Annotated in this window: 20 protein-coding genes and 1 pseudogene; 13 read left to right on the top strand and 8 right to left on the bottom strand. The window is 69.8% G+C overall.

Features of this window, described 5'->3' with window-relative positions; translation table 11 throughout:
* Nucleotides 1–5: 5 nt before the first annotated feature.
* Together PV766_RS08685 and PV766_RS08680 are read left to right on the top strand one after the other, a co-directional pair.
* The gene (locus tag PV766_RS08685) at nucleotides 6–4,568 is read left to right on the top strand and encodes an ATP-dependent helicase (protein ID WP_421096873.1); all 4,563 of its coding nucleotides are present in this window, start codon (nucleotides 6–8) and stop codon (nucleotides 4,566–4,568) included.
* Nucleotide 4,569: 1 nt separating this feature from the next.
* Entirely contained in the window at nucleotides 4,570–5,370 is an 801-nt protein-coding gene (locus tag PV766_RS08680) for a DNA-formamidopyrimidine glycosylase family protein (RefSeq protein WP_064065315.1), read from the top strand.
* Here PV766_RS08680 and PV766_RS08675 read toward each other — a convergent pair.
* Nucleotides 5,340–5,981, bottom strand: coding sequence for a TetR/AcrR family transcriptional regulator (locus PV766_RS08675; RefSeq protein WP_421096872.1), 642 nt, complete (start codon nucleotides 5,979–5,981; stop codon nucleotides 5,340–5,342). The two genes, PV766_RS08680 and PV766_RS08675, sit on opposite strands and share 31 nt — an antisense overlap.
* A gap of 52 nt (nucleotides 5,982–6,033) precedes the next feature.
* Between PV766_RS08675 and PV766_RS08670 the strand changes: the two genes are divergently transcribed.
* A complete protein-coding gene (locus PV766_RS08670; protein ID WP_421096871.1) occupies nucleotides 6,034–7,050 on the top strand; it encodes an oxygenase MpaB family protein in 1,017 nt (338 codons plus the stop codon).
* Between the two features lie 54 nt (nucleotides 7,051–7,104).
* Nucleotides 7,105–7,626 carry a hypothetical protein gene (locus tag PV766_RS08665; RefSeq protein ID WP_064065317.1) on the top strand — a complete coding sequence of 174 codons (522 nt, stop codon included), beginning with the start codon at nucleotides 7,105–7,107 and terminating at the stop codon, nucleotides 7,624–7,626.
* Between the two features lie 39 nt (nucleotides 7,627–7,665).
* On the opposite strand, the gene glpD is transcribed toward PV766_RS08665, so the two are convergent.
* Nucleotides 7,666–9,396 carry a glycerol-3-phosphate dehydrogenase gene (gene glpD / locus PV766_RS08660; protein WP_129976438.1) on the bottom strand — a complete coding sequence of 577 codons (1,731 nt, stop codon included), beginning with the start codon at nucleotides 9,394–9,396 and terminating at the stop codon, nucleotides 7,666–7,668.
* A 116-nt stretch (nucleotides 9,397–9,512) separates the two neighbouring features.
* On the opposite strand from glpD, the gene glpK reads away from it, so the two are divergent.
* Both glpK and PV766_RS08650 read left to right on the top strand, forming a co-directional pair.
* Nucleotides 9,513–11,027 (top strand): glycerol kinase GlpK, encoded by a 1,515-nt coding sequence (gene glpK, locus PV766_RS08655; RefSeq protein WP_421096870.1) that lies wholly within the window; start codon nucleotides 9,513–9,515, stop codon nucleotides 11,025–11,027.
* Between the two features lie 91 nt (nucleotides 11,028–11,118).
* Nucleotides 11,119–11,983 (top strand): annotated as a pseudogene (locus tag PV766_RS08650) (IS5 family transposase).
* Between the two features lie 15 nt (nucleotides 11,984–11,998).
* Here PV766_RS08650 and PV766_RS08645 read toward each other — a convergent pair.
* Nucleotides 11,999–13,396 carry an NAD(P)H-quinone dehydrogenase gene (locus tag PV766_RS08645; protein WP_016933248.1) on the bottom strand — a complete coding sequence of 466 codons (1,398 nt, stop codon included), beginning with the start codon at nucleotides 13,394–13,396 and terminating at the stop codon, nucleotides 11,999–12,001.
* A gap of 190 nt (nucleotides 13,397–13,586) precedes the next feature.
* Here PV766_RS08645 and PV766_RS08640 point away from each other — a divergent pair, with 190 nt between their 5' ends.
* Entirely contained in the window at nucleotides 13,587–14,057 is a 471-nt protein-coding gene (locus PV766_RS08640; RefSeq protein WP_016933249.1) for a gamma-glutamylcyclotransferase, read from the top strand.
* Between the two features lie 51 nt (nucleotides 14,058–14,108).
* Here the strand turns inward: PV766_RS08640 and PV766_RS08635 are convergent, their stop codons facing one another.
* From PV766_RS08635 to PV766_RS08625, 3 genes are all read right to left on the bottom strand, one after another.
* Nucleotides 14,109–15,266, bottom strand: a complete 1,158-nt coding sequence (locus PV766_RS08635) for a M20 family metallopeptidase (protein ID WP_016933250.1) — start codon at nucleotides 15,264–15,266, stop codon at nucleotides 14,109–14,111.
* Nucleotides 15,263–16,423, bottom strand: coding sequence for a M20 family metallopeptidase (locus PV766_RS08630; RefSeq protein ID WP_064063872.1), 1,161 nt, complete (start codon nucleotides 16,421–16,423; stop codon nucleotides 15,263–15,265). Before PV766_RS08630 ends, PV766_RS08635 begins: the two co-directional genes overlap by 4 nt.
* 102 nt (nucleotides 16,424–16,525) lie before the next feature.
* Nucleotides 16,526–17,224: an enoyl-CoA hydratase/isomerase family protein gene (locus PV766_RS08625; protein WP_064063890.1), complete on the bottom strand. Its 699-nt coding sequence runs from the start codon at nucleotides 17,222–17,224 to the stop codon at nucleotides 16,526–16,528.
* A 66-nt stretch (nucleotides 17,225–17,290) separates the two neighbouring features.
* On the opposite strand from PV766_RS08625, the gene PV766_RS08620 reads away from it, so the two are divergent.
* Together PV766_RS08620 and PV766_RS08615 are read left to right on the top strand one after the other, a co-directional pair.
* Entirely contained in the window at nucleotides 17,291–18,103 is an 813-nt protein-coding gene (locus PV766_RS08620) for a purine-nucleoside phosphorylase (protein WP_064063871.1), read from the top strand.
* On the top strand, nucleotides 18,100–19,599 hold the full coding sequence (locus PV766_RS08615) for a phospho-sugar mutase (protein WP_064063870.1): 1,500 nt from the start codon (nucleotides 18,100–18,102) through the stop codon (nucleotides 19,597–19,599). The genes PV766_RS08620 and PV766_RS08615 overlap by 4 nt, the downstream gene beginning before the upstream one ends.
* Nucleotides 19,600–19,620: 21 nt before the next feature.
* Here PV766_RS08615 and PV766_RS08610 read toward each other — a convergent pair whose 3' ends face one another.
* A complete protein-coding gene (locus PV766_RS08610; RefSeq protein ID WP_016933795.1) occupies nucleotides 19,621–20,268 on the bottom strand; it encodes an MspA family porin in 648 nt (215 codons plus the stop codon).
* Nucleotides 20,269–20,486: 218 nt separating this feature from the next.
* The gene (gene upp, locus PV766_RS08605; RefSeq protein ID WP_016933796.1) at nucleotides 20,487–21,110 is read right to left on the bottom strand and encodes a uracil phosphoribosyltransferase; all 624 of its coding nucleotides are present in this window, start codon (nucleotides 21,108–21,110) and stop codon (nucleotides 20,487–20,489) included.
* Between the two features lie 113 nt (nucleotides 21,111–21,223).
* Here upp and PV766_RS08600 point away from each other — a divergent pair, with 113 nt between their 5' ends.
* The 4 genes from PV766_RS08600 (at nucleotide 21,224) to PV766_RS08585 (ending at nucleotide 23,274) form a co-directional block, all read left to right on the top strand.
* Nucleotides 21,224–21,559 carry a type VII secretion target gene (locus PV766_RS08600; protein WP_084421706.1) on the top strand — a complete coding sequence of 112 codons (336 nt, stop codon included), beginning with the start codon at nucleotides 21,224–21,226 and terminating at the stop codon, nucleotides 21,557–21,559.
* Complete coding sequence (locus tag PV766_RS08595; RefSeq protein ID WP_129976442.1) at nucleotides 21,556–22,554, top strand: C40 family peptidase; 999 nt, start codon at nucleotides 21,556–21,558, stop codon at nucleotides 22,552–22,554. The genes PV766_RS08600 and PV766_RS08595 overlap by 4 nt, the downstream gene beginning before the upstream one ends.
* 61 nt (nucleotides 22,555–22,615) lie before the next feature.
* Nucleotides 22,616–22,930 (top strand): hypothetical protein, encoded by a 315-nt coding sequence (locus PV766_RS08590; RefSeq protein ID WP_016933799.1) that lies wholly within the window; start codon nucleotides 22,616–22,618, stop codon nucleotides 22,928–22,930.
* Complete coding sequence (locus PV766_RS08585) at nucleotides 22,927–23,274, top strand: YbaB/EbfC family nucleoid-associated protein (protein WP_129976443.1); 348 nt, start codon at nucleotides 22,927–22,929, stop codon at nucleotides 23,272–23,274. The genes PV766_RS08590 and PV766_RS08585 overlap by 4 nt, the downstream gene beginning before the upstream one ends.
* Nucleotides 23,275–23,327: the final 53 nt, after the last annotated feature.

Genomic DNA, 23,327 nt, shown 5'->3' with positions numbered 1-23,327 from the left:
ATGGGATGGTGACCGACATCCTCGATCGTTTCTCCGCGCCGACCCGAGCGTGGTTCGCGGGGGCATTCGAGTCCCCGACCCCGGCCCAGCTCGGCGCGTGGGAGGCGATCTCCTCGGGAGCCCACACGCTCGTCGTCGCCCCCACCGGCTCGGGCAAGACCCTGTCGGCGTTCCTGTGGTCGCTCGACCGGCTCGCGTCCACCCCGGCGGACGAGCACGCAGCACGCGAACACCGCACCCGCGTGCTGTACGTCTCACCGCTCAAGGCCCTCGCCGTCGACGTCGAGCGCAATCTGCGCTCCCCGCTGGTCGGCATCACGCAGACCGCGAAACGGCTGGGGCTGACGCCACCCGACATCACCGTCGGCGTGCGCTCCGGCGACACCTCCCCAGCCGATCGTCGCGCCCTGGCCCGCACACCACCGGACATCCTCATCACGACGCCCGAGTCCCTCTTCCTCATGCTCACCTCGTCCGCACGGGAGAACCTCGTGGGGGTCGAGACGGTGATCGTCGACGAGGTCCACGCGGTGGCAGGCACGAAACGCGGGGCGCATCTCGCGCTGTCGCTCGAGCGGCTCGACCGGCTGCTGCGCGCCCCGGCCCAACGCATCGGGTTGTCGGCCACCGTGCGGCCGCACGAGGAGGTCGGCCGATTCCTCACCGGCTCCGCCCCCATCCGGATCGTCGCGCCCCCGTCGGCGAAGACGTGGGATCTCACGGTCCGCGTACCGGTCGAGGACATGACCGAGCTCGGGGTCTCCGAGCCCGACGAGGAGTCACTGTCCCCCACTCCCCAGGCCGGATCGATCTGGCCGCACGTCGAGGAACAGATCGTCGATCTCATCACCGAGCACCGGTCGACGATCGTGTTCGCCAACTCCCGGCGCCTGTCCGAACGTCTCACCGCCCGGCTCAACGAGATCCATGCCGACCGCTCGGGAAATCCGGTCGACGACGAGGGCGCACCGCCCTCGCAGCTCGGGTCGCCGACCGACACGTCCGCGGGGGCCGAACCGGTCCTCGCGCGCGCCCATCACGGGTCGGTGAGCAAGGACCGGCGCGCGCTGATCGAGGACGACCTCAAGTCGGGTCGGCTGCGGTGTGTGGTGGCGACGTCGAGTCTCGAACTCGGCATCGACATGGGCGCGGTCGATCTGGTGATCCAGGTCGAGGCCCCGCCGTCGGTGGCCAGCGGTCTGCAACGCGTCGGCCGCGCCGGACATCAGGTGGGCGAGACCTCGCGCGGGGTGCTGTTCCCCAAGCACCGCACCGATCTCGTGCACTGCGCGGTGACCGTCGAGCGGATGGTCGAGGGCCACATCGAGGCCCTGCAGGTCCCGGCGAATCCGCTCGACGTGCTCGCCCAGCAGACGGTCGCGGCCACGGCCCTCGAACCCGTCGACGTCGACGACTGGTTCGACACGGTCCGGCGCAGCGGGTCGTTCGCGAGCCTGTCCCGCGGGGTCTACGAATCGGTGCTCGACCTGCTCGCCGGCCGCTATCCGTCCGACGAGTTCGCCGAGCTGCGCCCCCGGGTCGTGTGGGACCGCACGGCGGGCATCCTCACCGGCAGGCCCGGCGCCCAGCGACTCGCCGTCACGTCCGGCGGCACGATCCCCGACCGCGGTCTGTTCACCGTGTACATGGTGGGCGAGAAGAACACGCGCGTGGGCGAACTCGACGAGGAGATGGTCTACGAGTCGCGGGTGGGCGACGTCTTCGCGCTCGGCGCGACGAGCTGGCGGATCGAGGAGATCACCTTCGACCGGGTGCTGGTCTCCCCCGCTTACGGCCGGCCCGGCCGATTGCCGTTCTGGCACGGCGACAGTCAGGGGCGCCCCGCCGAACTCGGCGCCGCGCTCGGCGCATTCCTGCGCGAGATGGGGCACGCCTCACCGGAGGATGCCGATACCCGCTGTCGCAAGGGCGGTCTCGACGACTATGCGACGGGCAATCTGATCCGGTTGCTCGACGAGCAGCGCACGGCCACCGGGCACCTGCCCACCGACCGCACGCTCGTCGTCGAACGGTTCCGCGACGAGCTCGGCGACTGGCGTCTGGTACTGCACTCGCCGTTCGGTTTACGGGTACACGCGCCGTGGGCCCTTGCGGTGGGGGCACGTCTGATCGAGCGCTACGGTGTCGAATCGCATCCCACCGCGTCCGACGACGGCATCATCGTCCGCCTGCCCGATACCGACGATGCCCCACCGGGCTCGGAGATCTTCGTCTTCGACACCGACGAGATCGACGAGATCGTCACCGAACAGGTCGGCGGCTCGGCACTGTTCGCCTCCCGCTTCCGGGAATGCGCGGCGCGGGCACTGCTGCTGCCCCGCCGAAATCCCGGCAAGCGCGCCCCGCTGTGGCAGCAGCGTCAGCGCTCCGCGCAGTTGCTCGACGTCGCTCGTCGTTATCCGGACTTCCCGATCCTGCTCGAGACGGTCCGGGAGTGCCTGCAGGACGTCTACGACCTGCCTGCTCTGCGCGACCTGCTCGGCAGCATCGCCCAGCGCAAACTCCGTCTGGTGGAGGTGGAGACTCCGACGGCCTCACCGTTCGCGACGTCACTGCTGTTCTCCTATGTCGGCGAGTTCCTCTACGAGGGCGACAGTCCACTCGCCGAGCGCCGGGCCGCGGCACTGTCGCTCGACTCGACGCTGCTCGCCGAACTGCTCGGCCGGGTGGAGTTGCGCGAACTGCTCGACGCCGACGTCATCACCGAGGCCGAACACGAACTGCAACGGCTGACTCCGGAGCGACGCGCACGCGACGCCGAGGGTGTCGCCGACCTGCTGAGGCTGCTCGGTCCGCTCACCGACACCGAACTGCGCGAGCGCACCACCGACGATCCGAGCGCGTGGATCGACGATCTCGTGGCACAGCGACGCGCACTGCGCGTGTCGTATGCGGGTGAGCACCGGTGGGCGGCGATCGAGGACGCCTCCCGCCTGCGCGACGCGCTGGGTGTTCCTCTGCCGATCGGGGTGCCGACCGTCTTCGTCGAGCCGGTCTCCGATCCGCTCGGCGATCTGATCGCCCGGCACGCCCGCACCCACGGCCCGTTCACCACCGCGCAGGCCGCCGCCCGGTTCGGGCTGGGCACGGCGGTCGTCGAGTCCGTCCTCGATCGGCTCGCCGCCGAGAAGCGCGTCACTGCAGGCGAATTCCGTCCGGGCGCAACCGGATCGGAATGGTGCGACACCGAGGTGTTGCGGAGGTTGCGGCGCCGGTCGCTGGCAGCCGCCCGGCAGGACGTCGAGCCGGTCAGCACCACGACTCTGGGACGGTTCCTCCCCGACTGGCATCACCTCGGTACCGGGCCGGGCACGAGTGCGCTCTACGGCCTCGACGGTGTTCTCACCGTCGTCGAACAACTCGCCGGCGTGCCGGTGCCCGCGAGCGCCCTCGAACCGCTGATCCTTGCTCCCCGAGTGCGGGACTACACACCGACGATGCTCGACGAGCTCACCACGACCGGAGAGGTCCTGTGGTCGGGGGCCGGATCGATCTCGGGGAAGGACGGGTGGGTGGCGTTGCATCCGGCGGATCTGGCGCCGGTGAGCCTGGCACCGGTCGACGACATCGAACTCGGTCCGGTGCATCAGGCGATCCTCGACTCACTGTCCGGCGGGGGTGCCTATTTCTTCCGGCAACTTGCCGACGCGGTCACCGCACTCCACACCACGGCGAGCGACACGACGGTCGCCGACGCGCTGTGGGAACTGGTGTGGAGCGGGCACGTCACGGGCGACACCCTCGCCCCGCTGCGTGCCCTGATCGGCGACACCTCCCGCGCCAAGCCCGCCCACCGCACCCCGCGCCGGGCACCGCGGGCCCGGATGTACCGGGCACGGCCCACACTGCCGAGCCGTACCGGACCGCCGACGGTGAGCGGGCGCTGGTCGATGGTGCCGGACCGCGAGACCGACGCGACGGTCCGCGCGCACACCACCGCCGAACTGCTGCTCGAGCGGTACGGCGTGGTCACCCGCGGCGTCGTCGTCGGCGAGGGAGTACCCGGCGGTTTCGCGACGATGTACAAGGTGCTCAGCCGCTTCGAGGAGACGGGCCGGTGCCGCCGGGGCTATTTCGTCGACTCGCTCGGCGGGGCCCAGTTCTCGACGCCGTCGGTCGTCGACCGCCTGCGTTCGTTCTCGGATTCGATCGAGGGCCGGCACTCGGAGACCGCGGCCGTCACACTCGCGGCCTGCGATCCGGCCAATCCGTACGGCGCGGCACTCCCGTGGCCGTCGTCGTCCGCCGACGACGACGCCCCGCGGCACCGGCCGGGCCGCAAGGCCGGTGGTCTCGTGGTACTCGCCGACGGTGCGCTCGTGCTGTTCGTCGAACGAGGGGGTCGCACCCTGCTCACCTTCGACGACGACCCGGGCCGGTTGCGCACCGCGTGCGCGTCCCTCGCCGCGACCGTCAAACGCGGAGGTGTCGACAAGATCGTCGTCGAGAAGGTCGACGGTGCCTCGATCCACGGGCACGAGTTCGCCGATTTCCTTGCCGAGGCAGGATTCTCGGCGACGCCGCGCGGTTACCGGCTGAGGTTCTGACGTGCCCGAGGGAGACACCGTGTTCCGCGCCGCGCACCGCCTCCGTACGGCTCTGGAAGGACAGGTGCTCACGGAGACGGACTTCCGCGTGCCGCGTTTCGCCACCGCCGATTTCACCGGGCACACGGTCGACGAGGTCCTCTCCCGCGGTAAGCACCTGCTGATCCGGGTCGCCGACGTCTCGATCCATTCGCACCTGAAGATGGAAGGTGAATGGCACGTGTACCCGCGTGGAACTCGTTGGCGCAAGCCCGGATACAAGGCCCGCATCGTGCTCGGCACCGAGGACGTCCAGGCGGTGGGGTTCGAACTCGGCATCGTCGAGGTACTCGCCCGCGACCGGGAGGACGACGCCGTGGGGCATCTCGGACCGGATCTGCTCGGTCCCGACTGGGATCCCGAGCGCGCAGCGGCGAATCTCGCGCGCGATCCGGACCGCCCGATCGGGGTGGCGCTGCTCGATCAGCGCATCATGGCGGGCGTCGGCAACGTGTACCGCTCCGAACTGTGCTTCCTGCGGGGCGTCGATCCGTGGACGCCGGTTGCGCGGGCCGGCGACCCGGCGGCGTGGATCGACCTCGCACACAGGCTGCTGGTCGCCAACCGCGACCGGACCACGCGCATCACCACCGGCGACCGGCGTCCCGGTCGCACTCTGTGGGTCTACGGGCGTCGGGGGAAGCCGTGCCGTCGCTGCCGGACCCCGATCCGGTCCGGAGAGATCGGCACCGCGACCGACCCCGAACGGGTGGTCTACCGGTGCCCGCGATGTCAGCCGCGCCCGGGCGGTTCCGCCGTCTGATCGTCCTGCAGGCATCCCGCCCGACCGCTCTGTTCGACGAGCGCGACGCAGTGCCGGACGAGGGCCTCGCGCGAGACCGCGAGATCTCCTTCGAGGTACCCCATGAACAGGCTGGTGAGGGCCCCGACGACCCCCACGGCGACCATGTGGCGATGACCGTCGTCGCCGCCCGGGGGCAGCTGGTCGCGCACGAGTGCGACGAAGGTCGGTGCGAGTTCGATGCCGCGCCGGCCGATCGCGGGTTCGCGCAGCGGGGCGAGGAGGAGAACGCGTCCCTTCGCGGGATCGTCGACCATGAGTTCCATGAACGCCCGCACAGCGGCCTCGGCCCGCCCGGTGGCCTGCGCGGAGATCAGAGCGTCGGTCAGTGCGTCGTGGGCGCGGTCGGCCACGTGGGCGTAGACCTCGCGGACGAAGGTGTCGCGGTCGGTGAAGCTCTCGTAGAAATACCGTTCGGTGAGTTCGGCGGCACGGCACACGGCCCGGACGTTCGCTGCCGCGCGGTCCGGCGCTCCGAGCAGTTCGACACCCACCGCGAGGAGACGTTCCCTGCGCAGCCGACGGCGTTCGTCGATGCCGACGCCCGCCCAGCTGCGGCGCGTGGTGTCCACTCTGTTTCGTCCCGTCGTTGACTGCATGCCCGCCGAATCCTACTCTGACAACATGTGTGGTCAGGGTTCCGCCGGGTCCGGCACCGCCGAGTCGTCGCAGGCCGCGACACCACGCCCGGCGCCCCCGGAACCGTTGGGGACCGAGTCGCTGACGTGGAGATATTTCGGCGGGTGGCGGGGAATGCTCTTCGCACCCTGGGCGGGGTCGATGCAGAACATGCATCCCGGGCTCGGGGCCGGTGTCGAGGAACACTCGACGTTCTTCGACGAACGATGGGAACGCCTCTACCGGTCGCTGTACCCGATCTACGGGGTCGTCTTCGACGGTGCCCGCGCCCCGGAGACCGCGGCGAAGGTGCGCGGCTACCACAACACCGTCAAGGGAGTCGACAAGCACGGCCGCAGGTACCACGCGCTCGATCCCGGCACCTTCTATTGGGCGCACGCGACCTTCTTCTACAGTCTCGTCGTCTCCATCGAGTGGTTCGACGGACCGCTCACCGTCGAGCAGAAGCACCGGCTGTTCGACGAGCACGTGCAGTGGTACCGACTGTACGGCATGCCGATGCACCCGGTCCCCGAGTCCTGGGAGGACTTCCTCGCGTACTGGGACCGCATGTGCCGCACCGCGCTCGAGGACAACAAGGCAACCCGCGACGTGCTCGACCTGTCGAATCTCGGGCGCCCGCCCTTCCTGCGGTGGTTTCCCGAAGGGGTCTGGAAGCTGATCCGCCCGCCGGTGACCGCCGGTTTCCTGTGGCTCACCATCGGGTTGTACGACCCGCCGGTGCGCGAGCTGCTCGGTTACCGGTGGAGCCGGCCGGAGCAGACACTGCACGCACTCGTCGGCCGCACGATCGGATTCGGCACGAAGCTCGTGCCGTGGCGGTACCGCTACCACCCGCGGGCCCGTGCCGGTTGGGACCGAGCATGCGGGCGGATCCCGGCCGATACCGGTCTGCTCGAGACACCCGGGCGCAACCTGCCGCCCCTCGACCGCCGCGACTCACCGGTGCACTACAGCCCGGACGTGGCGAACCGGCACCGCCCCACCGCCGTTTCACCCTGACACATCCCGCCCGACACCGAGGTCGGCGACCCCGGTCTGTGTCACGCTATCGAGGTGTCCACGCCTTCGTACCTGTCGTCCGGACGGCGCCGCCCTCTGTCCCCGGAGTCGGCGGCCTCCCGCATCAGCGCCTACGTCTACGGCAACATCCTGGTGCTGGCCGCGCTCGTCCCCATCACGAGCTCACCCGAGTACATCGGGATCGCGATCGTGATCGGCACCGCGCTCTCGACGTTCATCGCCCATGTCTTCGCGGAGTCGGTCGCCCAGTCCGTTCGTTCGGGTGAACAACTCTCACGTAGCGAACGCATCGAGGAACTTCGCGACTCGGTTCCCATCCTGTCGTCGGCGGTGCTGCCCTGTCTCGTGCTCGCCACGGCCTGGATCGGCTGGCTCGAGCCCCGCACGGCACACATCCTCGCCGAGGTCGCCGTGCTGATCCGTATCGGCTCGACCGTGTTCGTCGTGCGCCGGCTGCAGAACCGCAGACCGAACCACCGGACCGTGGTGGCCGCGGTGGGAGTGGCTCTGATCGCGACGATCGTGGTCGTCGTGAAGGTCGTGCTCACGCACTGAGACCCGTCGCACACCGAGACCCGTCGCGCGCCGCCTCGGCTACTTGATCGGCACCGGTTCGAGGATTTCCGGCCGAGCCTCGGGCGCCGCCGCTCTGAGCGCATCCGCGGACTCGTCGTCGAGACGGCTCTGCGACTCGATCTCGGCCTCGACCCGCGCCCGGTACGTCGCGACCTCCCGGTCGACGGCCGCGTCGTCCCAGCCCAGGACCGGAGCAACCAGTCGGGCCGTCTGCTCCGCACAGTGCAGCCCGCGGTGCGGGTACTCGATCGAGATCCGGGTCCGGCGCGCCAGGAGATCCTCGAGGTGCAGGGCTCCTTCGGCCGCCGCGCCGTAGACCATCTCGACCTGCAGGTACTGGGGAGCATCGGTCAGCGGTTCGAGCAATTCGGGCCGGCCCTTCGCGAGGCTCAGCACGTCCTCGACGAGGGAGCCGTAGCGGTCGAGCAGATGCTTGACGCGATAGGGATGCAGACCGTACTGCTCGGCGAGATGCATGGTCTGGTTGACCAGCGCGAAATACCCGTCGGCCCCGACGAGGGGCACCTTCTCGGTGATCGACGACGCGATCCGGGCCGGGATGTCCTCGGCCGCGAGATCGACGGCGTCCTCGGCCATGACCCGGTAGGTCGTGTACTTGCCGCCGGCGATGGCCACGAGTCCCGGCGCCACCCGCGCGACAGCATGCTCGCGCGAGAGCTTCGACGTCTCGTCGCTCTCCCCCGCCAGCAACGGCCGCAGACCGGCGTAGACACCGTCGATGTCGTCGTGGGTGAGCGGGACGACGAGCACGCGGTTGACATGGTCGAGGATGTAGTCGATGTCGGCCTTCGTCGCGGCCGGGTGCGCCAGGTCGAGATTCCAGTCGGTGTCGGTGGTGCCGATGATCCAGTGGTTGCCCCACGGGATGACGAACAGCACCGACTTCTCGGTCCGCAGGATGATCGCGGAGTCGCTCACGATCCGGTCGCGGGGAACGACGATGTGCACGCCCTTCGAGGCGCGGACCCGGAACCGGCCGCGCTGCCGCGACAACGACTGGATCTCGTCGGTCCACACACCGGTCGCGTTGATCACGGCGTGCGCCCGCACCTCGGTGACCGACCCGTCCTCACTGTCGCGCACACGCACACCCGAGACGCGATCCGCCTCGCGCAGGAAACCGACGACCTGTGTGGACGTGCGCACCACCGCACCGTAGTGCGCGGCCGTCCGGGCGACCGTCATCGTGTGCCGGGCGTCGTCGACGACCGTGTCGTAGTAGCGGATTCCGCCGACGAGCGAATTCCGCTTGAGACCGGGAACCATCCGCAGGGCACCCGAACGGGTCAGGTGTTTCTGCGGCGGAACGGACTTCGCGCCGCCCATCCGGTCGTAGAGGAAGATCCCCGCCGCCACGTACGGCCGCTCCCACACCCGATGGGTGAGCGGGAACAGGAACTCGAGCGGCTTGACCAGGTGCGGGGCGAGCGTGGTCAGGGCAAGTTCGCGTTCGCGCAAGGCTTCCCGCACCAGGCCGAATTCGAGTTGTTCGAGATAGCGCAGACCACCGTGGAACATCTTCGACGACCTGCTCGACGTGCCCGACGCGAAGTCCCGGGCCTCGACGAGCGCGACCCGCAGACCACGGGTCGCGGCGTCGAGAGCTGCTCCCGCCCCGACGACACCTCCGCCGATGACGACGACGTCGAACTGTTCGGTGGCGAGCCGACGCCAGGCGTCGGCGCGTTGCCGAGGTCCGAGGAGTTGCACACCCGATTGGTTGGTCACCGCACCCGCTCCCGTGAGTCGCCGACGTATCCCGATCAAGGCTAGTAGCTTGAGCGACGCAGCGCGCAGCGGAAGCGTTGCCGACCCGAGCCGTCCCCTTCACCCGAGGACCACCTGTGAACCAGTTCATCGCGGCGATCGACCAGGGCACCACGTCCAGCCGGTGCATCATCTTCGACCACGACGGGCGCATCGTGTCGATCGCGCAGAAGGAACACCGCCAGTTCTTCCCGCGGTCGGGATGGGTCGAACACGATCCGGAAGAACTGTGGCTCAACACCCGTGAGGTGGGAGCCGCGGCGCTTGCCAAAGCGGATCTGCGACGCAGAGACATCGCGGCGATCGGTCTGACGAACCAGCGCGAGACCACTGTGGTGTGGGATCGCACCACCGGAAAACCGGTGTACAACGCGATCGTCTGGCAGGACACCCGCACCGACACGCTCGTCGAGGAACTCGCCGGCGACGCCGGGCCCGATCGCTACCGCGAGATCACCGGCCTGCCGCTGTCGACCTATTTCGCCGGGCCGAAGGTGCGGTGGATCCTCGACAACGTCGACGGTGCCCGCGAACGCGCCGAGGCCGGCGACCTCGCGTTCGGCACCGTCGACAGCTGGATCCTGTGGAATCTCACCGGCGGTGTCGGCGAGGAGGGCCAGCCGCCGGGCCTGCACATCACCGATGTGACCAATGCCTCCCGGACACTGCTGATGAATCTCGAGACCCAGCAGTGGGATCCGGAGATCTGCGCAGAACTCGGCATCCCGGAGTCGATGCTGCCGGAGATCCGCAGTTCGTCGGAGGTGTACGGGCACGCCCGCGAACGCGGACCGCTCGCGGGGGTCCCGATCGCAGGCATCCTCGGCGACCAGCAGGCCGCGACCTTCGGCCAGGGCTGCCTGTCCCCCGGCGAAGCGAAGAACACTTACGGCACCGGCAACTTCCTGCTGCTCAACACCGGCACGACCCCGGTCCGCAGCGAACACGGCCTGCTCACCACCGTGTGCTATCGCATCGGTGACGCCCCCGCGGTCTACGCCCTCGAAGGTTCGGTGGCCGTGACCGGTTCGCTGGTGCAGTGGCTGCGCGACAATCTCGGGCTCATCCGCTCCGCCGGCGAGATCGAAACCCTCGCCGCGAGCGTCCCCGACAACGGCGGAGCGTATTTCGTGCCGGCCTTCTCGGGATTGTTCGCGCCACGTTGGCGTCCCGACGCGCGGGGTGTCATCGCGGGCCTGACACGCTTCGTCGAGAAGGGCCACCTCGCACGCGCGGCCCTCGAGGCGACGGCCTACCAGACCCGGGAGGTCATCGAGGCCATGAACGCCGACTCCGGTGTCGATCTGCGCACCCTCAAGGTCGACGGCGGCATGGTGGCCAACGACCTGCTCATGCAGTTCCAGTCCGACATCCTCGGCGTCCCGGTCGTGCGGCCCACGGTCGCGGAGACCACCGCGCTCGGAGCCGCCTACGCGGCCGGGCTCGCCGTGGGTTTCTGGGAGAACGAGGAGGAGATCCGCCGCAACTGGGCCGCGGACCGCACGTGGGAACCCGCGATGCCCGTCGACGAACGCGAACGCCTGTTCGGCGAATGGAACAAGGCGGTCGAACGTACCTACGACTGGGCCTGACCGGGGGCGGGATCCGCACGGATCCCGCCCCGTCCGGCATCTAGAGCGTGTCCTGTGAATCGGTGAACACCCCCCGTGATGCGCATTCGGGGTGGTAGGACGCGGTGAGCTGACCGACAAGGCCTGGACGCAGATCGAACCGCTACTGCCCGCTTCAGGACGAGGCGGACAGTGGCGCGATCACCGACAGGTGATCAACGCGATCTTGTGGAAGCTGCGCACCGGCGCACCCTGGCGGGACCTGCCCGAACGCTACGGACCATGGAAAACCGCCCACGAGCGGTTACGCAAATGGACCATGGACGGCACCTGGGAAAAGATCCTCGACGCCACGGTCGTCAAAGACGACGCGGTCGGGGCGATCGAGTGGATCGTCTCGGTCGACTCGACCGTGGTCCGGGCACACCAGCATTCGGCCGGTGCCCGGAAAAAGGGGGCTGCACACCGGCAGTCGAAGCGCTCGCCGTCGACGGAGAATGTCTCGGACGCTCCCGCGGAGGACTGAGCAGCAAGATTCATCTCGCGGTCGACGGACGCGGTATGCCGATGAGTGTGATCCTTACCGCCGGCCAGGCCGGTGACAACCCGCAGCTGGTTCCGCTGCTCGACGGGATCGAGGTCGCCCGCCTTGGGGCGGACGGCCGCGATCCCGACCGGATGCGGTGGTGGCGGACAAGGCGTATTCGCATCCGAGTACCCGTGTCCTGCTGCGGGGACGCGGGATCCGGTTCACCTGTCCGGAACGGGCGGATCAGAAGGCCGGCCGGGCGGCGAAAGGCTCCCGTGGTGGGCGTCCACCGGCGTTCGACCCGCTCGAATACGCAGGTCGCAACGTCGTCGAGCGCTGCATCAACCGGCTCAAACACTTCCGTGACCTGGCCACTCGTTACGCCAAACGAGCTGCCTATTTCCGATCCGAGTTGATCATCGCTGCGATCGTCCTGTGGCTTCAGTGATTCACAGGACAGGCCCTAGTCCAGGTCGTCGTGGCGCATCAACTGACGGGCGGCCTCGGTCACCGATCCACTCAGCGAGGGGTAGACCGAGAAGGTCTGCGCGAGGTCGTTGACCGACAGGTTGTTCTGCACCGCCAGCGCGATGGGCAGGATCAGCTCCGAGGCGGTCGGTGCGACCACCACGCCGCCGATGACCACGCCGGTCGCGGGGCGGCAGAAGATCTTCACGAAACCGCGCCGCAGACCGGACATCTTGGCGCGCGGGTTGGTGTTGAGCGGGAGCATCACGGTGCGTGCGGGTACCTCGCCCTTGTCGATCGTCGCCTGACTGACACCGACAGCGGCGATCTCGGGACGCGTGAACACTGCTGCTGCAACAGTTTTCAGTTTGATCGGGCTCACACCCTCACCGAGCGCGTGATAGATCGCGATGCGGCCCTGCATGGCCGCGACCGACGCGAGCGGCAACAGTCCGGTGCAGTCGCCCGCAGCGTAGATGCCGGGGACGGCGGTGCGGGAGACCCGGTCGACGGGAAGGTAGCCGCCCCGGTCGAGTTCGAGCCCGACCTTGTCGAGACCGAGATCCCGGGTGTTCGGCACCGAGCCGACGGTCATCAGCACGTGACTGCCCTCGACGATCCGGCCGTCGGCGAGAAGCACGCGGACGCCGTCCTCCGTGCGTTCGACCCGGTCGGCGCGGGCGTGCTTGACGAGGGTCACACCGCGCTCGGTGAGGACGTCCTCGAGCACGAGGGCCGCGTCCTCGTCCTCGTGCGGCAGGATCCGGTCGCGGCTCGAGACGACGGTGACCCGCACTCCGACCTCGGTGTAGGCGGAGACGAACTCGGCGCCGGTGACACCCGACCCGACCACGACGAGGTGCTCGGGCAGCTTCTCGAGGTCGTAGAGCTGACGCCAGGTGAGAATCCGCTCACCGTCCGGTTCCGCGCCCGGCAGGATGCGCGGGCTCGCACCGGTCGCGATCAGGACGACGTCGGCGTCGAGCACCTTCTCCTCTCCGGTGAGCAGCTTGGCGCGCACCTGGTGAGCGGCCATGCCGGGCTGCGCGTCGACGAGCTCGCCGTAACCGGAGAACAGCGTGACCCCCGCGGCCTCGAGTTTGGTGCGGATGTCGGCGGACTGCGCGCGGGCCAGGCTCTTCACACGGCCGTGGACCTGCGGCAGCGACACTTCGGCGCGTTCGAGTTCGATGCCCAGGTCGGCGGCGCGGCGCATGTCGGTGCGCACGCCGGTCGAGGCGATGAAGGTCTTGGAGGGAACACAGTCGAAGAGCACGCAGGCGCCGCCGATCCCGTCCGAATCGATCAGTGACACCGTCGCGCCGTACTGGGATGCCACCAGCGCCGCCTCGTATCCTGCGGGGCCGCCGCCGATGATCACGATCCGGGTCATTGTTCTCCTCTGTATCGATTCCGAAGGGTGCCGGGTCGGGCTGCACGTGAGCGCCTGGTGGGCACACACGTCGGCCTCAACGCTATGCCAATGCCCCCGCCTCGCGCACAGGGACCGGTCGACCCGGCACACAACCGCGCTCCACTGCCCCTCCGACGACTCCGGCGGACGACGGGTTAGCCTTATCCTCGTGCCGATCTACGCCGCCTACGGGTCCAACATGCATCCCGAGCAGATGCTGACGCGCTGCCCGCATTCGCCGATGGCGGGAACCGGCTGGTTGCACGGTTGGCGGCTGACCTTCGCCGGCGCCGACATCGGCTGGGAGGGCGCCCTCGCGACCGTCGTCGAGGATTCGGACTCGAAGGTGTTCGTCGTGCTCTACGACGTGCCGGAGGACGACGAGCGCAGTCTCGATCGGTGGGAGGGAGCCGAACTCGGGTTCCACCGCAAGATCCGCGTGCGCGTCGACACCGCCGACGGCCCGGTCCTCGCCTGGCTGTACGTCGTGGACGGATACGAGGGCGGGCTGCCGTCGGCACGCTATCTGGGCGTGATGGCCGATGCGGCCGAGATCGCCGGAGCTCCCTCCGACTACGTACGGGATCTGCGGACCCGCAACAGCCGCAACGTCGGACCGGGACGACCCGACAGCTTCTAGAGGGGACGGGAGATCCCGGCGGTACGCGCCGGGATCATCCGCGACGCGCTCTCACCCTGCGCCCAGCACCAGATTCGTCATCACCCGCACGCCCACGGCGAGTGCCCGCTCGTCGAGATCGAAGGTGGGCTGGTGGATGTCGAGTTCGGGCCCGACCCCCGGCCACACCCCGAGCCGGCCCATCGCGCCGGGGACGTGTTCGAGATACCACGAGAAGTCTTCTCCCCCACCGGATTGCGGGGTATCCGCCAGAGCGTCGGGACCGGTCGCGCGGATCGCGTCCTCGAACATGCGCGCCGACCCCTCGTCGTTGACCACGGGCGGGACACCACGGCGGTAGTTCAGTTCGTAGCTGACACCGGTCGGCGCGAGCAGGCCGTGCACGATTTCGCGGACCATCGGTTCGAGCAGCTGCCAGGTGTCGTGGTCGCCGGTGCGGACGGTGCCCGCCAGCATGCCGGTGCGCGGGATCGCATTGGGGGCCTTTCCGGCGCTGACCGTGCCCCACACCATGACGGTGCCGGTGCGCGGATCGATGCGGCGGCTGAGCATGCCGGGAAGACCGGTGATGACGGCGCCGAGACCGTAGACGAGATCGCCGGTCAGGTGCGGCCGCGAGGTGTGCCCCCCGGGCGAGTCGAGGACGAGTTCGACGGTGTCGGCCGCGGAGGTGATCGCCCCGACCCGCATCCCCACCTTGCCCGCCTCGAGGCGCGGGTCGCAGTGCAGGGCGAAGATGCGTGAGACCCCGTCGAGACCGCCGGCCGCGACGACGTCGATCGCCCCGCCGGGCATGACCTCCTCCGCGGGTTGGAAGATCAGCCGGACGCCGACCGGCAGTTCGGGCATCGAGGCGAGAGCCAGCCCCGCACCGAGCACCACCGTCGTGTGGGCGTCGTGCCCGCACGCGTGCGAGACGCCGGGGACGGTCGACTCGAACGGCAGCCCGGTGGTCTCCTGCAGTGGCAGCGCGTCCAGATCGGCGCGCAGAGCGATCCGCGGTCCGTCCGACGGGCCCAGATCACAGATCAGGCCGGTGCCGCGAGGGAGAACCTTCGGTTCCAGTCCTGCCGCGCGCAGGTGCTTCGCGACGAACTCGGTGGTGGCGTACTCCTGCCGGGCGAGCTCGGGATTCGCATGGATGTGACGGCGCCAGAGCGAGAGATCCTCGGTGTGACGGGCCAACCACTTCTCCACGTACGGGTTCATCGGCGCCCGACCCGTTCGAGGAGGCGTGCCCGGTGGACCTGATCGGTCGCCGCGCGCACGGCGGTCGCTGCGAGCGCGCGCGCTCCGTCGAGTACTGCCCGATCGGCGGACTCGGTGACACAGGCGGCCGCGAACGCCGCCTGATGTGTCACCGCGCCACCGGAGTCGAGTCCGATGACCGGATGGATTCCCGGCACCACGTTCGTCACGTTTCCCATGTCGGTACTGCCCAGGGGGCGCGCTCCTTCCTCCTCGACGGGCAGCGGCCGGCGCCCGAGACCGATGATCTCCTCACGATATGCCTGCACCAGCCACGGGTCGGGAGTGAGTTCGGCATAGGTCGGCGACACGGTCCGGATCCGGTGGTTGCATCCGGTGGCCAGCGCACCGGCGGCGAAGCAGTTTCGCGAGCGTTCGACGAGGTCGTCGAGGAGTTCGCTCGTGCCCGCTCGCAGGTAGTACAGCAGTTCGGTGTGGCTCGGCACGATGTTCGGCGCGGTTCCGCCCTGCGCGACGATCCCGTGGATCTGCTGCCCGGGATGCAGGTGCTGTCGGAGCAGACCGACCGCGACCTGAGCGACGGTCGCCGCGTCGGCGGCGTTGAGCCCGTACTCGGGCGCGGCGGAGGCGTGCGCCTCCCGGCCGTCGTATTCGACGGCGATGTCGGCGAGGGCGAGCGACGTCGCGCCCGTGATGTCGAACGGGCCGGGGTGCACCATCATCGCCGCACCGACGCCGTCGAAGACGCCGCGCTCGAGCATGAGGACCTTGCCGCCACCGGTCTCCTCCGCGGGTGTTCCGATGACGCGCACGGTCACGCCGAGTTCGTCGGCGAGCGCGGCGAGCCCGATCCCGGCACCCACGGCCGACGCCGCGATGATGTTGTGGCCGCACGCGTGCCCGATTCCCGGCAGCGCGTCGTACTCGGCGCAGAATGCGAGGACGAGTTCGCCGCTCCCGAACCGCGCGTCGAAGGCGGTGGGCAGGTCGGCGATGCCGGTCGTCACATCGAAATCGTGGGCGCGCAGCACCTCGACGATCTTCGCGGCGCTCCGGTGTTCCTCGAAGGCGAGTTCCGGTTCGGCGTGGATCGAATGCGACAGGCCGACGAGGGTGTCGGAGGCGGCCTCGATGGCCGTGGCGTATTCGGTCGTCACGGGGACCAGTCTGTCATGCTCACCGCGCCCCGATCGATCGGCGCGTGCGACCGGTTCGGCAGCTTCCCGGCCGTGTCGGTTCGGCAGCGTCCCCGGCCGCGATCAGCCCAGCCGGAAGTTCGACGGGTCGGTCCGGATCTCCAGTGCCGAGATCAGCGGTGCGTGCAGTCCGCGCTTGATACCCGCCAGATTCGGCCCGCGGGTGGCGGTGAGCGCTGCGGCCCGCTCGACTGCGGCGGCGAGCACGCCGTCGCCGCCCACGGCCTGCTCGGCGATGCCCGCGGTCACGGCGTCGTCCCCGCCGTAGCGGCGACCGGTGGTGATGGCCTCCACGGCCGTCTGGATCGGCAGGCGCGAGCGGATCAGGGCGGACATCCCGACGGTGAACGGCATGTTCAGTTGCACTTCCGGCAGGCACCAGTACCCGCGGTCGGCGCGCATCACCCGGAAGTCGTGCACGAGCGCGAGCATCGCACCGGCACCGAAGGCGTGCCCCTGGACGGCCGCGACCGTCGCTGCGGGGAAGGTGAGGAGCCGCACGTAGAGATCGTGGACCGAGTCCAGATAGGTCGGCAGGTCCGGCAGGTTCGCGCCGACCCAGTCGACGTCGAGTCCGTTGCTCCAGAACTTGCCGGTCGCCGCGGTCACGAGGGCCGTGGGACCGTCGTGCGCCTCCACCTCGTCGAGGAGGGGATGGATCGCGGCGAGGCGATCCGGGTGGAACCGGTTCTCGGAGCCGTCCACGTCACGGTCACCGAGATGCAGGACGAAGACGTCGCCGTCACGTTCGAGGTAAGGCATGCACATCAGCATACCGCGCCTCCTTACCCGCGAGTAACATGCTGTGAGCGATTAGGGTCCGATGCCATGGGAGCACCCGATCACGTCTTCGACCCCGCCGCGGCCGCCGATGCCGCAGCCGCCGCACTCGCCGAACGGACGGGAGTGGCCGAACACCCTGTCGCCGTCGTCCTCGGCTCCGGCTGGCGGGCCGCGGTCGAGAGTTTCGGCATCCCCGTCGCCACGATCCCGATGAGCGAGCTGCCCGGATTCGCGCCGCCGACGGCGGAAGGACATGCCGGGAACATCCACTCGGTGCGCGCCGGCGACAACGCGGTCCTCGTCCTCGCGGGCCGGATCCACGCCTACGAGGGACACGACCTCGCCCGTGTCGTCCATCCCGTGCGCACGGCGGTCGCGGCGGGTGCCCGCACCGTCGTCCTCACCAATGCGGCGGGCGGGATCGACCCCGAGTTCTCCGTCGGTCAGCCCGTTCTCATCTCCGACCATCTCAACCTCACCGGCCGCTCCCCTCTGGTCGGCGCCCAGTTCGTCGATCTCGTCGACGCCTACTCGACGGAGCTGCGCGCCCTCGCCCGGGAGATCGATCCGTCGCTGGCCGAAGGGATCTACGCCGGTCTTCCCGGCCCCCACTACGAGACACCGGCGGAGATCCGGATGTTGCGCACGCTCGGCGCCGACCTCGTCGGCATGTCCACGGTCCACGAGACCATCGCGGCCCGCGCGGCCGGAGCACGGGTGCTCGCGGTCTCGCTGGTGACCAACGCCGCGGCCGGCATCACCGGCGCTCCCCTCGACCACCTCGAGGTGCTCGCCGCGGGCCGTGCGGCCGCGACCCGGATGGGCGATCTCCTGCGCGATCTGGCGGCCCGGCTGTGACGTTGCGCTTCGGCACCGCCGGTCTGCGCGGCCCGGTGGGTGACGGGCCGGACTGTATGAACGTGCCCGTCGTCGTCCGCACCACCGCCGGGCTCGCGGCGTGGCTCGAGGCGAACGGACAGGGCGGCGGCACCGTCGTCGTCGGTCGCGACGCCCGCACGGGCTCCGCGGAATTCCACACCGCCGCCGCAGAAGTCCTCACCGCAGCCGGTTTCGACGTCGTCGCACTCGGGCGGCCGCTCCCCACCCCGGTGACCGCCTTCGCAGTGCGGGCACTGGGCGCCGTTGCAGGAGTGCAGATCACGGCGTCGCACAATCCCGCCGCCGACAACGGCTACAAGGTCTACCTCGCGGACGGGGCGCAGCTGGCCGCACCGGCCGACCGCGAGATCGAAGCGGCGATCGACGCCATCGGTGATGCCGCGACCGTGCCCCGGGTGCCGGTCGCGCCGTCGGGCGACGAACTCGTCGATCGTTATCTCGCCCGGGTCGCGTCGCTCCCCCGCTCTCCGCACCGAGCGGTGCGTATCGCCCTGACGGCCCTGCACGGTGTCGGCGGTGAGACGGCGGTCGCGGCGCTGCGCGCCGCGGGATTCGACGACATCCACGTGGTGCCGTCCCAGTTCGCGCCGGATCCGGCGTTTCCCACCGTCGCCTTTCCCAACCCCGAGGAAGCCGGTGCGACCGACGCTCTCCTCGCGCTGGCAGCGGAGGTCGACGCCGACCTCGCCCTCGCCCTCGATCCCGACGCCGACCGGTGCGCCGTCGGGGTCCCGACCCCGCAGGGGTGGACGATGTTTCGCGGCGACGAGACCGGAGTTCTGCTCGGCGACCGCATCCTCGCGTCGTCACCGCCCGGATCGCTGGTCGCGACCACCGTAGTCTCGTCGACCATGCTGGGCCGGCTCGCGGCCGCGCGCGGCGCGCGGTACGCGCAGACACTCACGGGATTCAAATGGCTGGCCCGCGCCGGCGACGGTCTCGTCTACGCCTACGAGGAAGCGATCGGGCACTGCGTGGACCCGGAGGCGGTGCGCGACAAGGACGGCATCGCGACGGCCGTGGTGACCGCCGACTACGCCGCGGAGCTGAAGCAGGCCGGCCGGACCCTCACCGACGCACTCGACGACCTGCATCGCGAACTCGGAGTCCACGTCGGCGGTCAGGTGTCGATCCGCGTGGACGACCTACGGCACATCGGCACCGTGATGACGCGGTTGAGATCAGCGCCGCCGGCGACTCTTGCGGGTCTACCGGTGACCGCGATCGACCTCGCCGAGAGCCCCGGACCGATGCACACCGACGCTCTCGTCTTCGAGAGTCGCGAGGACGTCGCGGACGGGCCGAGGGTGCGCGTGGTGGTGCGCCCCTCGGGCACCGAACCGAAGCTCAAGGTCTACCTGGAGGTGGTCGCGGAGCGGGACCGCCCGGCCGCGGAGACGATACTCGACGCCCTGCGCGGATGGGCGGCCTCGCTCGGTGACGAGATCCTCTGATCCCCGTCCGGTCCGGCCCGGTCAGACCTGCTGTGGCACACCGTAGGTCACGACGGTGTTCCGGTCTGCGGTGACGGCCTTCAGGTACGGCCGGATCATCACCGGACCGATGGCTCCCGAGACCGAACCGTGCACGCCGGCGATCCGGATGGTGGTCGAGCTGCCGTCGAACCGGAAGTCCTCCACGATCGGGACGGAGGTGATGCCGCCGGGCTCGAGCGGGATCTCGATCTCCTGGGACGGGATGATGTCGCCGCTGAGCGAACCCCCCGACTCCAAGCCGAGATCGAGCGAGGCCCCACCTTCACTGTCGAGCGTGAGGCCGATGGCCGCACCGTTCTCCACGCCCCACGACAGGCTCGGGGTGACGACGGTGACGGTCGCCCCCGGCAGCGCGACCGGGTAGCCGACCTGGAAACCGACCTCCACCGCCGTCCCGGCGAAGTTCGCCGCGTTCGGACCGGTGATCCGAACGGTCGCAACCTCGTCGTGGAAGAACTCGACACTCAGCGGTGAGCTGTCGAGCGGCGGCACCGACTGTGTCGAGGTGTCGGCCTGGATCACTTCGATCGCGTGCCCTCCGTCCAGCGGGAGGATGCGCGAGTTGTCGACGGCGGCCGCAGCCGTACCGTGACTCGTCACCGCGGCGAGGACGGCCACCGCGCCCACCGAAGCGACCCTGGCACTTTCACGAATCAGTGTGCGAGAGAAAAACTTTGCCATTCCGCCGACCCCATCTCTGGCTGTACCTACACAGTGGACTTCACACGGAGCCCACCGAGCGTATGGAACAACCGAGACCGTCGGGTTCTTTTTCGATAACGAGATGACAGCGGTCCGATGTCACATCCGTACCACCAGTCACACCGGCAACGGACGACCCGGCGTCATCGCGGTCCGAACTGCCTGTCCCCCGCATCCCCGAGACCCGGCACGATGTATCTGTCCTCGTCGAGACCTTCGTCGACCGACGCCGTGACCAACCGGACCGGATGACCCGACGAGGCGAGAGCCTCCACCCCCTGCGGCGCCGCGACCACACAGATCGCGGTGATATCGGTGGCTCCGCGCTGGGCGAGGATGTCGAGGGTGTGCACCATCGACCCGCCGGTCGCGAGCATCGGATCGAGAACGAAGACCGGAAGACCCGACAGGTCCTCCGGCAGCGACTCCAGATAGGGCACCGGCTCGAAGGTCTTCTCGTCGCGAGCGAGTCCGACGAAACCGACCTGGGCCTGAGGAATGAGGGCGTGGGCCTGCTCGACCATGCCGAGGCCGGCGCGTAGGACCGGGACGAGCAACGGCGGCTGCTGCAGCCGCACTCCGGTCGTCACGGCGACCGGCGTCCTGACCTCGAACGTCGCGATGGGCGCATCGCGCACCGCCTCGTAGACGAGCATCTGGGTGAGTCGGCTCAACGCGTGCCGGAAGGCAGCGTTGTCGCTGCGTTCGTCGCGGAGAACGGTCAGGAGCGAAGCAGCGAGCGGGTGGTCGACGACGAGCGAATCCATGTCCGAAGAATAGAACGACGGAACCGACCGGCCTGCGGGTGCGTCGAACCCGACAGGGACGGAACCCTCCCGGAGGTGCCGAATCCCACAGGAGCGACGCGAGAGGCGACGATGTGACCGAGTACTGCGACAGGGACGCGATACGGATCGACACGACCGCTGTCAGGAGGTTCGGTGACGAGGCTGCGGCTCTGGCCGCGCGCCTCCACGACGCCGCCGACAGGACGCGTCACGGCGATCCCTCGACGCTGAGCGCCGTACTGGGACCGATCGGCGCGCCGGTCCTCGCCGCGCTCACCGCGACCCACACGGCCCACGCACGCGATCTCGACCGGCTCGGCGGCCTGCTCGGCGGTATGGGGGACGCCGCGACGGCCTCCGCGGACGCCTACGAACGGACCACCACCGAGACCGCCACCCGGCTGGGCGCCCTCTCGGAGGAGCTGTGATCGCAGGTGACCTGCTCCTCGCGCCGCTGACCGACCTGCTCGGGGCGTTCGGCACCGCGGTGCCGCCCGGGATCGACCCGGGCGAGATGATCCGTATCGGCGCGCAGTGGGCCGAGGAGGTGCACGCGGTCGGTCGCGACGCCGTCGCGGAGCTCGCCTGGAGCTGGTGCGGTCCGGCCGCCTCGCAGGCGATCGCGAGTGCCGAGCAGGTGCTCACCGACGTGCTCGCGGCGGCCGATCGTGGTGTGGCGCTCGCCGGGATCGCGCTCGAGGCCACGGTCACGGTGCTCACCGGTGCGGCCGAACTGGCTCGTCTCGTCGACTCGTTCGTCACCTATGCCGAGCAGGCAGCACCCGCGACCGCTCTCCCGCAGGGACAGCTCGCGCTCCTCGCCGTGGCGATCGATCATCTCGTCGCCGGGCTTGACGTGCTGACGCGGGTGACCGGCGCGCTCGCGGAGCTGACCGATCGGGCGACCGCGCTCCTCCCGCCGGCCCCCTCGTCCCCCGGCACCGCACCCGGCGACCCTCGCAGTGCCGATCCATCGGCCGCCGGCGATCCACGGGCGTTGCATACCTTCGGTGGAGGATCCTCCGGCGGCGTCGAGGTCCGGCTTCCGGACGGCAGCATCAGCCGGGCGCCGAACGAGACCGCCGCGGCAGCCGTGCGCCATGCCCTCGCAGAACAGGGCACGCCGTACGTCTGGGGTGGCACGACCCCCGGATCCGGACTCGACTGCAGCGGCCTGACGCAGTACGCCTACGCACAGGCGGGCCTGGAGTTGCCCCGGTTGGCCCAGGAACAGGACGTCGGCACGCGGGTGGATCCTGCAACTGCCCTGCCCGGAGACCTCGTCGTATGGGACGGGCACGTGGCGATGGTGGTGGGCAACGGCATGATGGTCGAGGCCGGCGACCCCGTCGCGGTGACGCCGATACGCACTACGAACGGCGCGATGGCGTTCCAGGGTGTCTACCGGCCCACCTCCGGCTGATGCCGGCAGAGAATCCGCACGACACGGGAACCGGCCGTGCCCGTGCTGCGTCCAACCCGATATGGACAGCACGACGACGGAACCGATCACGGCCACCGCCCACAACCGGGCCGGGACGATCTCGGTGCGGACGACGGACAGCGGCCTGCCCGTGGATCTCCGCATCGACCCCCACGAGTTGCGTTACGGAGCACAGCAACTGGCCGATCGGATTCTCGACCTGAACAGGCAGGCCGCCCTCGAGGCAGCGGTGATCCGCGGCGAACGCCTCGCCGCCGAGGGTGTCCCCCGCGAGATCCTCGACCGGATGCGGCTCCCCTCCCGCGCCGACCTGGCAGCCGGGCCGGCCGAGCTGCCGCGAGGGCTCGTCCGATGAGCGAACCGATGGTGGAGGCGATCGTCGACCGGGCCCACCTCCGGCTCGATGCGCTCGAACGCACGGTCGAGCGGCTCGACGCCGTCCGGGGCATCGCCAGCAGTCCCGACGGGCGCGTGACCGCCCGCGTGGACGGGTCGGGAGCGCTCGAAGGGCTCCGGCTGTCCGAACCGATCGGCGGTGCCGATGCCCGGGAACTGGCGGCTGCGATCCTCGCGACCGTGCACGAGGCCGCCAGGGACGCCGCGGCCGCGCGCGTCACCGCGATGGAGGAGCTGCGCGCGTCCCTCACTGTGGGCGACGACACTCCGCTCGCCGCCGGCGACCACCCGCTACAGCGGTGAACCACCGACGGAGCTGCCCCCGGCTATATTCTCGGCGCCGACATGGCTAGGCT

Origin of the sequence: Rhodococcus sp. As11, assembly GCF_048957735.1 — a bacterium.
GTDB lineage: Bacteria > Actinomycetota > Actinomycetes > Mycobacteriales > Mycobacteriaceae > Rhodococcus > Rhodococcus gordoniae.
Note: the sequence above shows the minus strand (reverse complement) of the source record. Positions and strands in the feature narration are given on the sequence as shown.

Coding starts and splice junctions, on each gene's coding strand:
- PV766_RS08625 (WP_064063890.1), bottom strand. CDS start 17,224: ATGCCTTACCTCGAACGTGACGGCGACGTCTTCGTCCTGCATCTCGGT.
- PV766_RS08685 (WP_421096873.1), top strand. CDS start 6: ATGGTGACCGACATCCTCGATCGTTTCTCCGCGCCGACCCGAGCGTGG.
- PV766_RS08620 (WP_064063871.1), top strand. CDS start 17,291: ATGGGAGCACCCGATCACGTCTTCGACCCCGCCGCGGCCGCCGATGCC.
- PV766_RS08635 (WP_016933250.1), bottom strand. CDS start 15,266: ATGAACCCGTACGTGGAGAAGTGGTTGGCCCGTCACACCGAGGATCTC.
- upp (WP_016933796.1), bottom strand. CDS start 21,110: ATGGATTCGCTCGTCGTCGACCACCCGCTCGCTGCTTCGCTCCTGACC.
- PV766_RS08645 (WP_016933248.1), bottom strand. CDS start 13,396: ATGACCCGGATCGTGATCATCGGCGGCGGCCCCGCAGGATACGAGGCG.
- PV766_RS08590 (WP_016933799.1), top strand. CDS start 22,616: ATGGACAGCACGACGACGGAACCGATCACGGCCACCGCCCACAACCGG.
- PV766_RS08670 (WP_421096871.1), top strand. CDS start 6,034: ATGTGTGGTCAGGGTTCCGCCGGGTCCGGCACCGCCGAGTCGTCGCAG.
- PV766_RS08585 (WP_129976443.1), top strand. CDS start 22,927: ATGAGCGAACCGATGGTGGAGGCGATCGTCGACCGGGCCCACCTCCGG.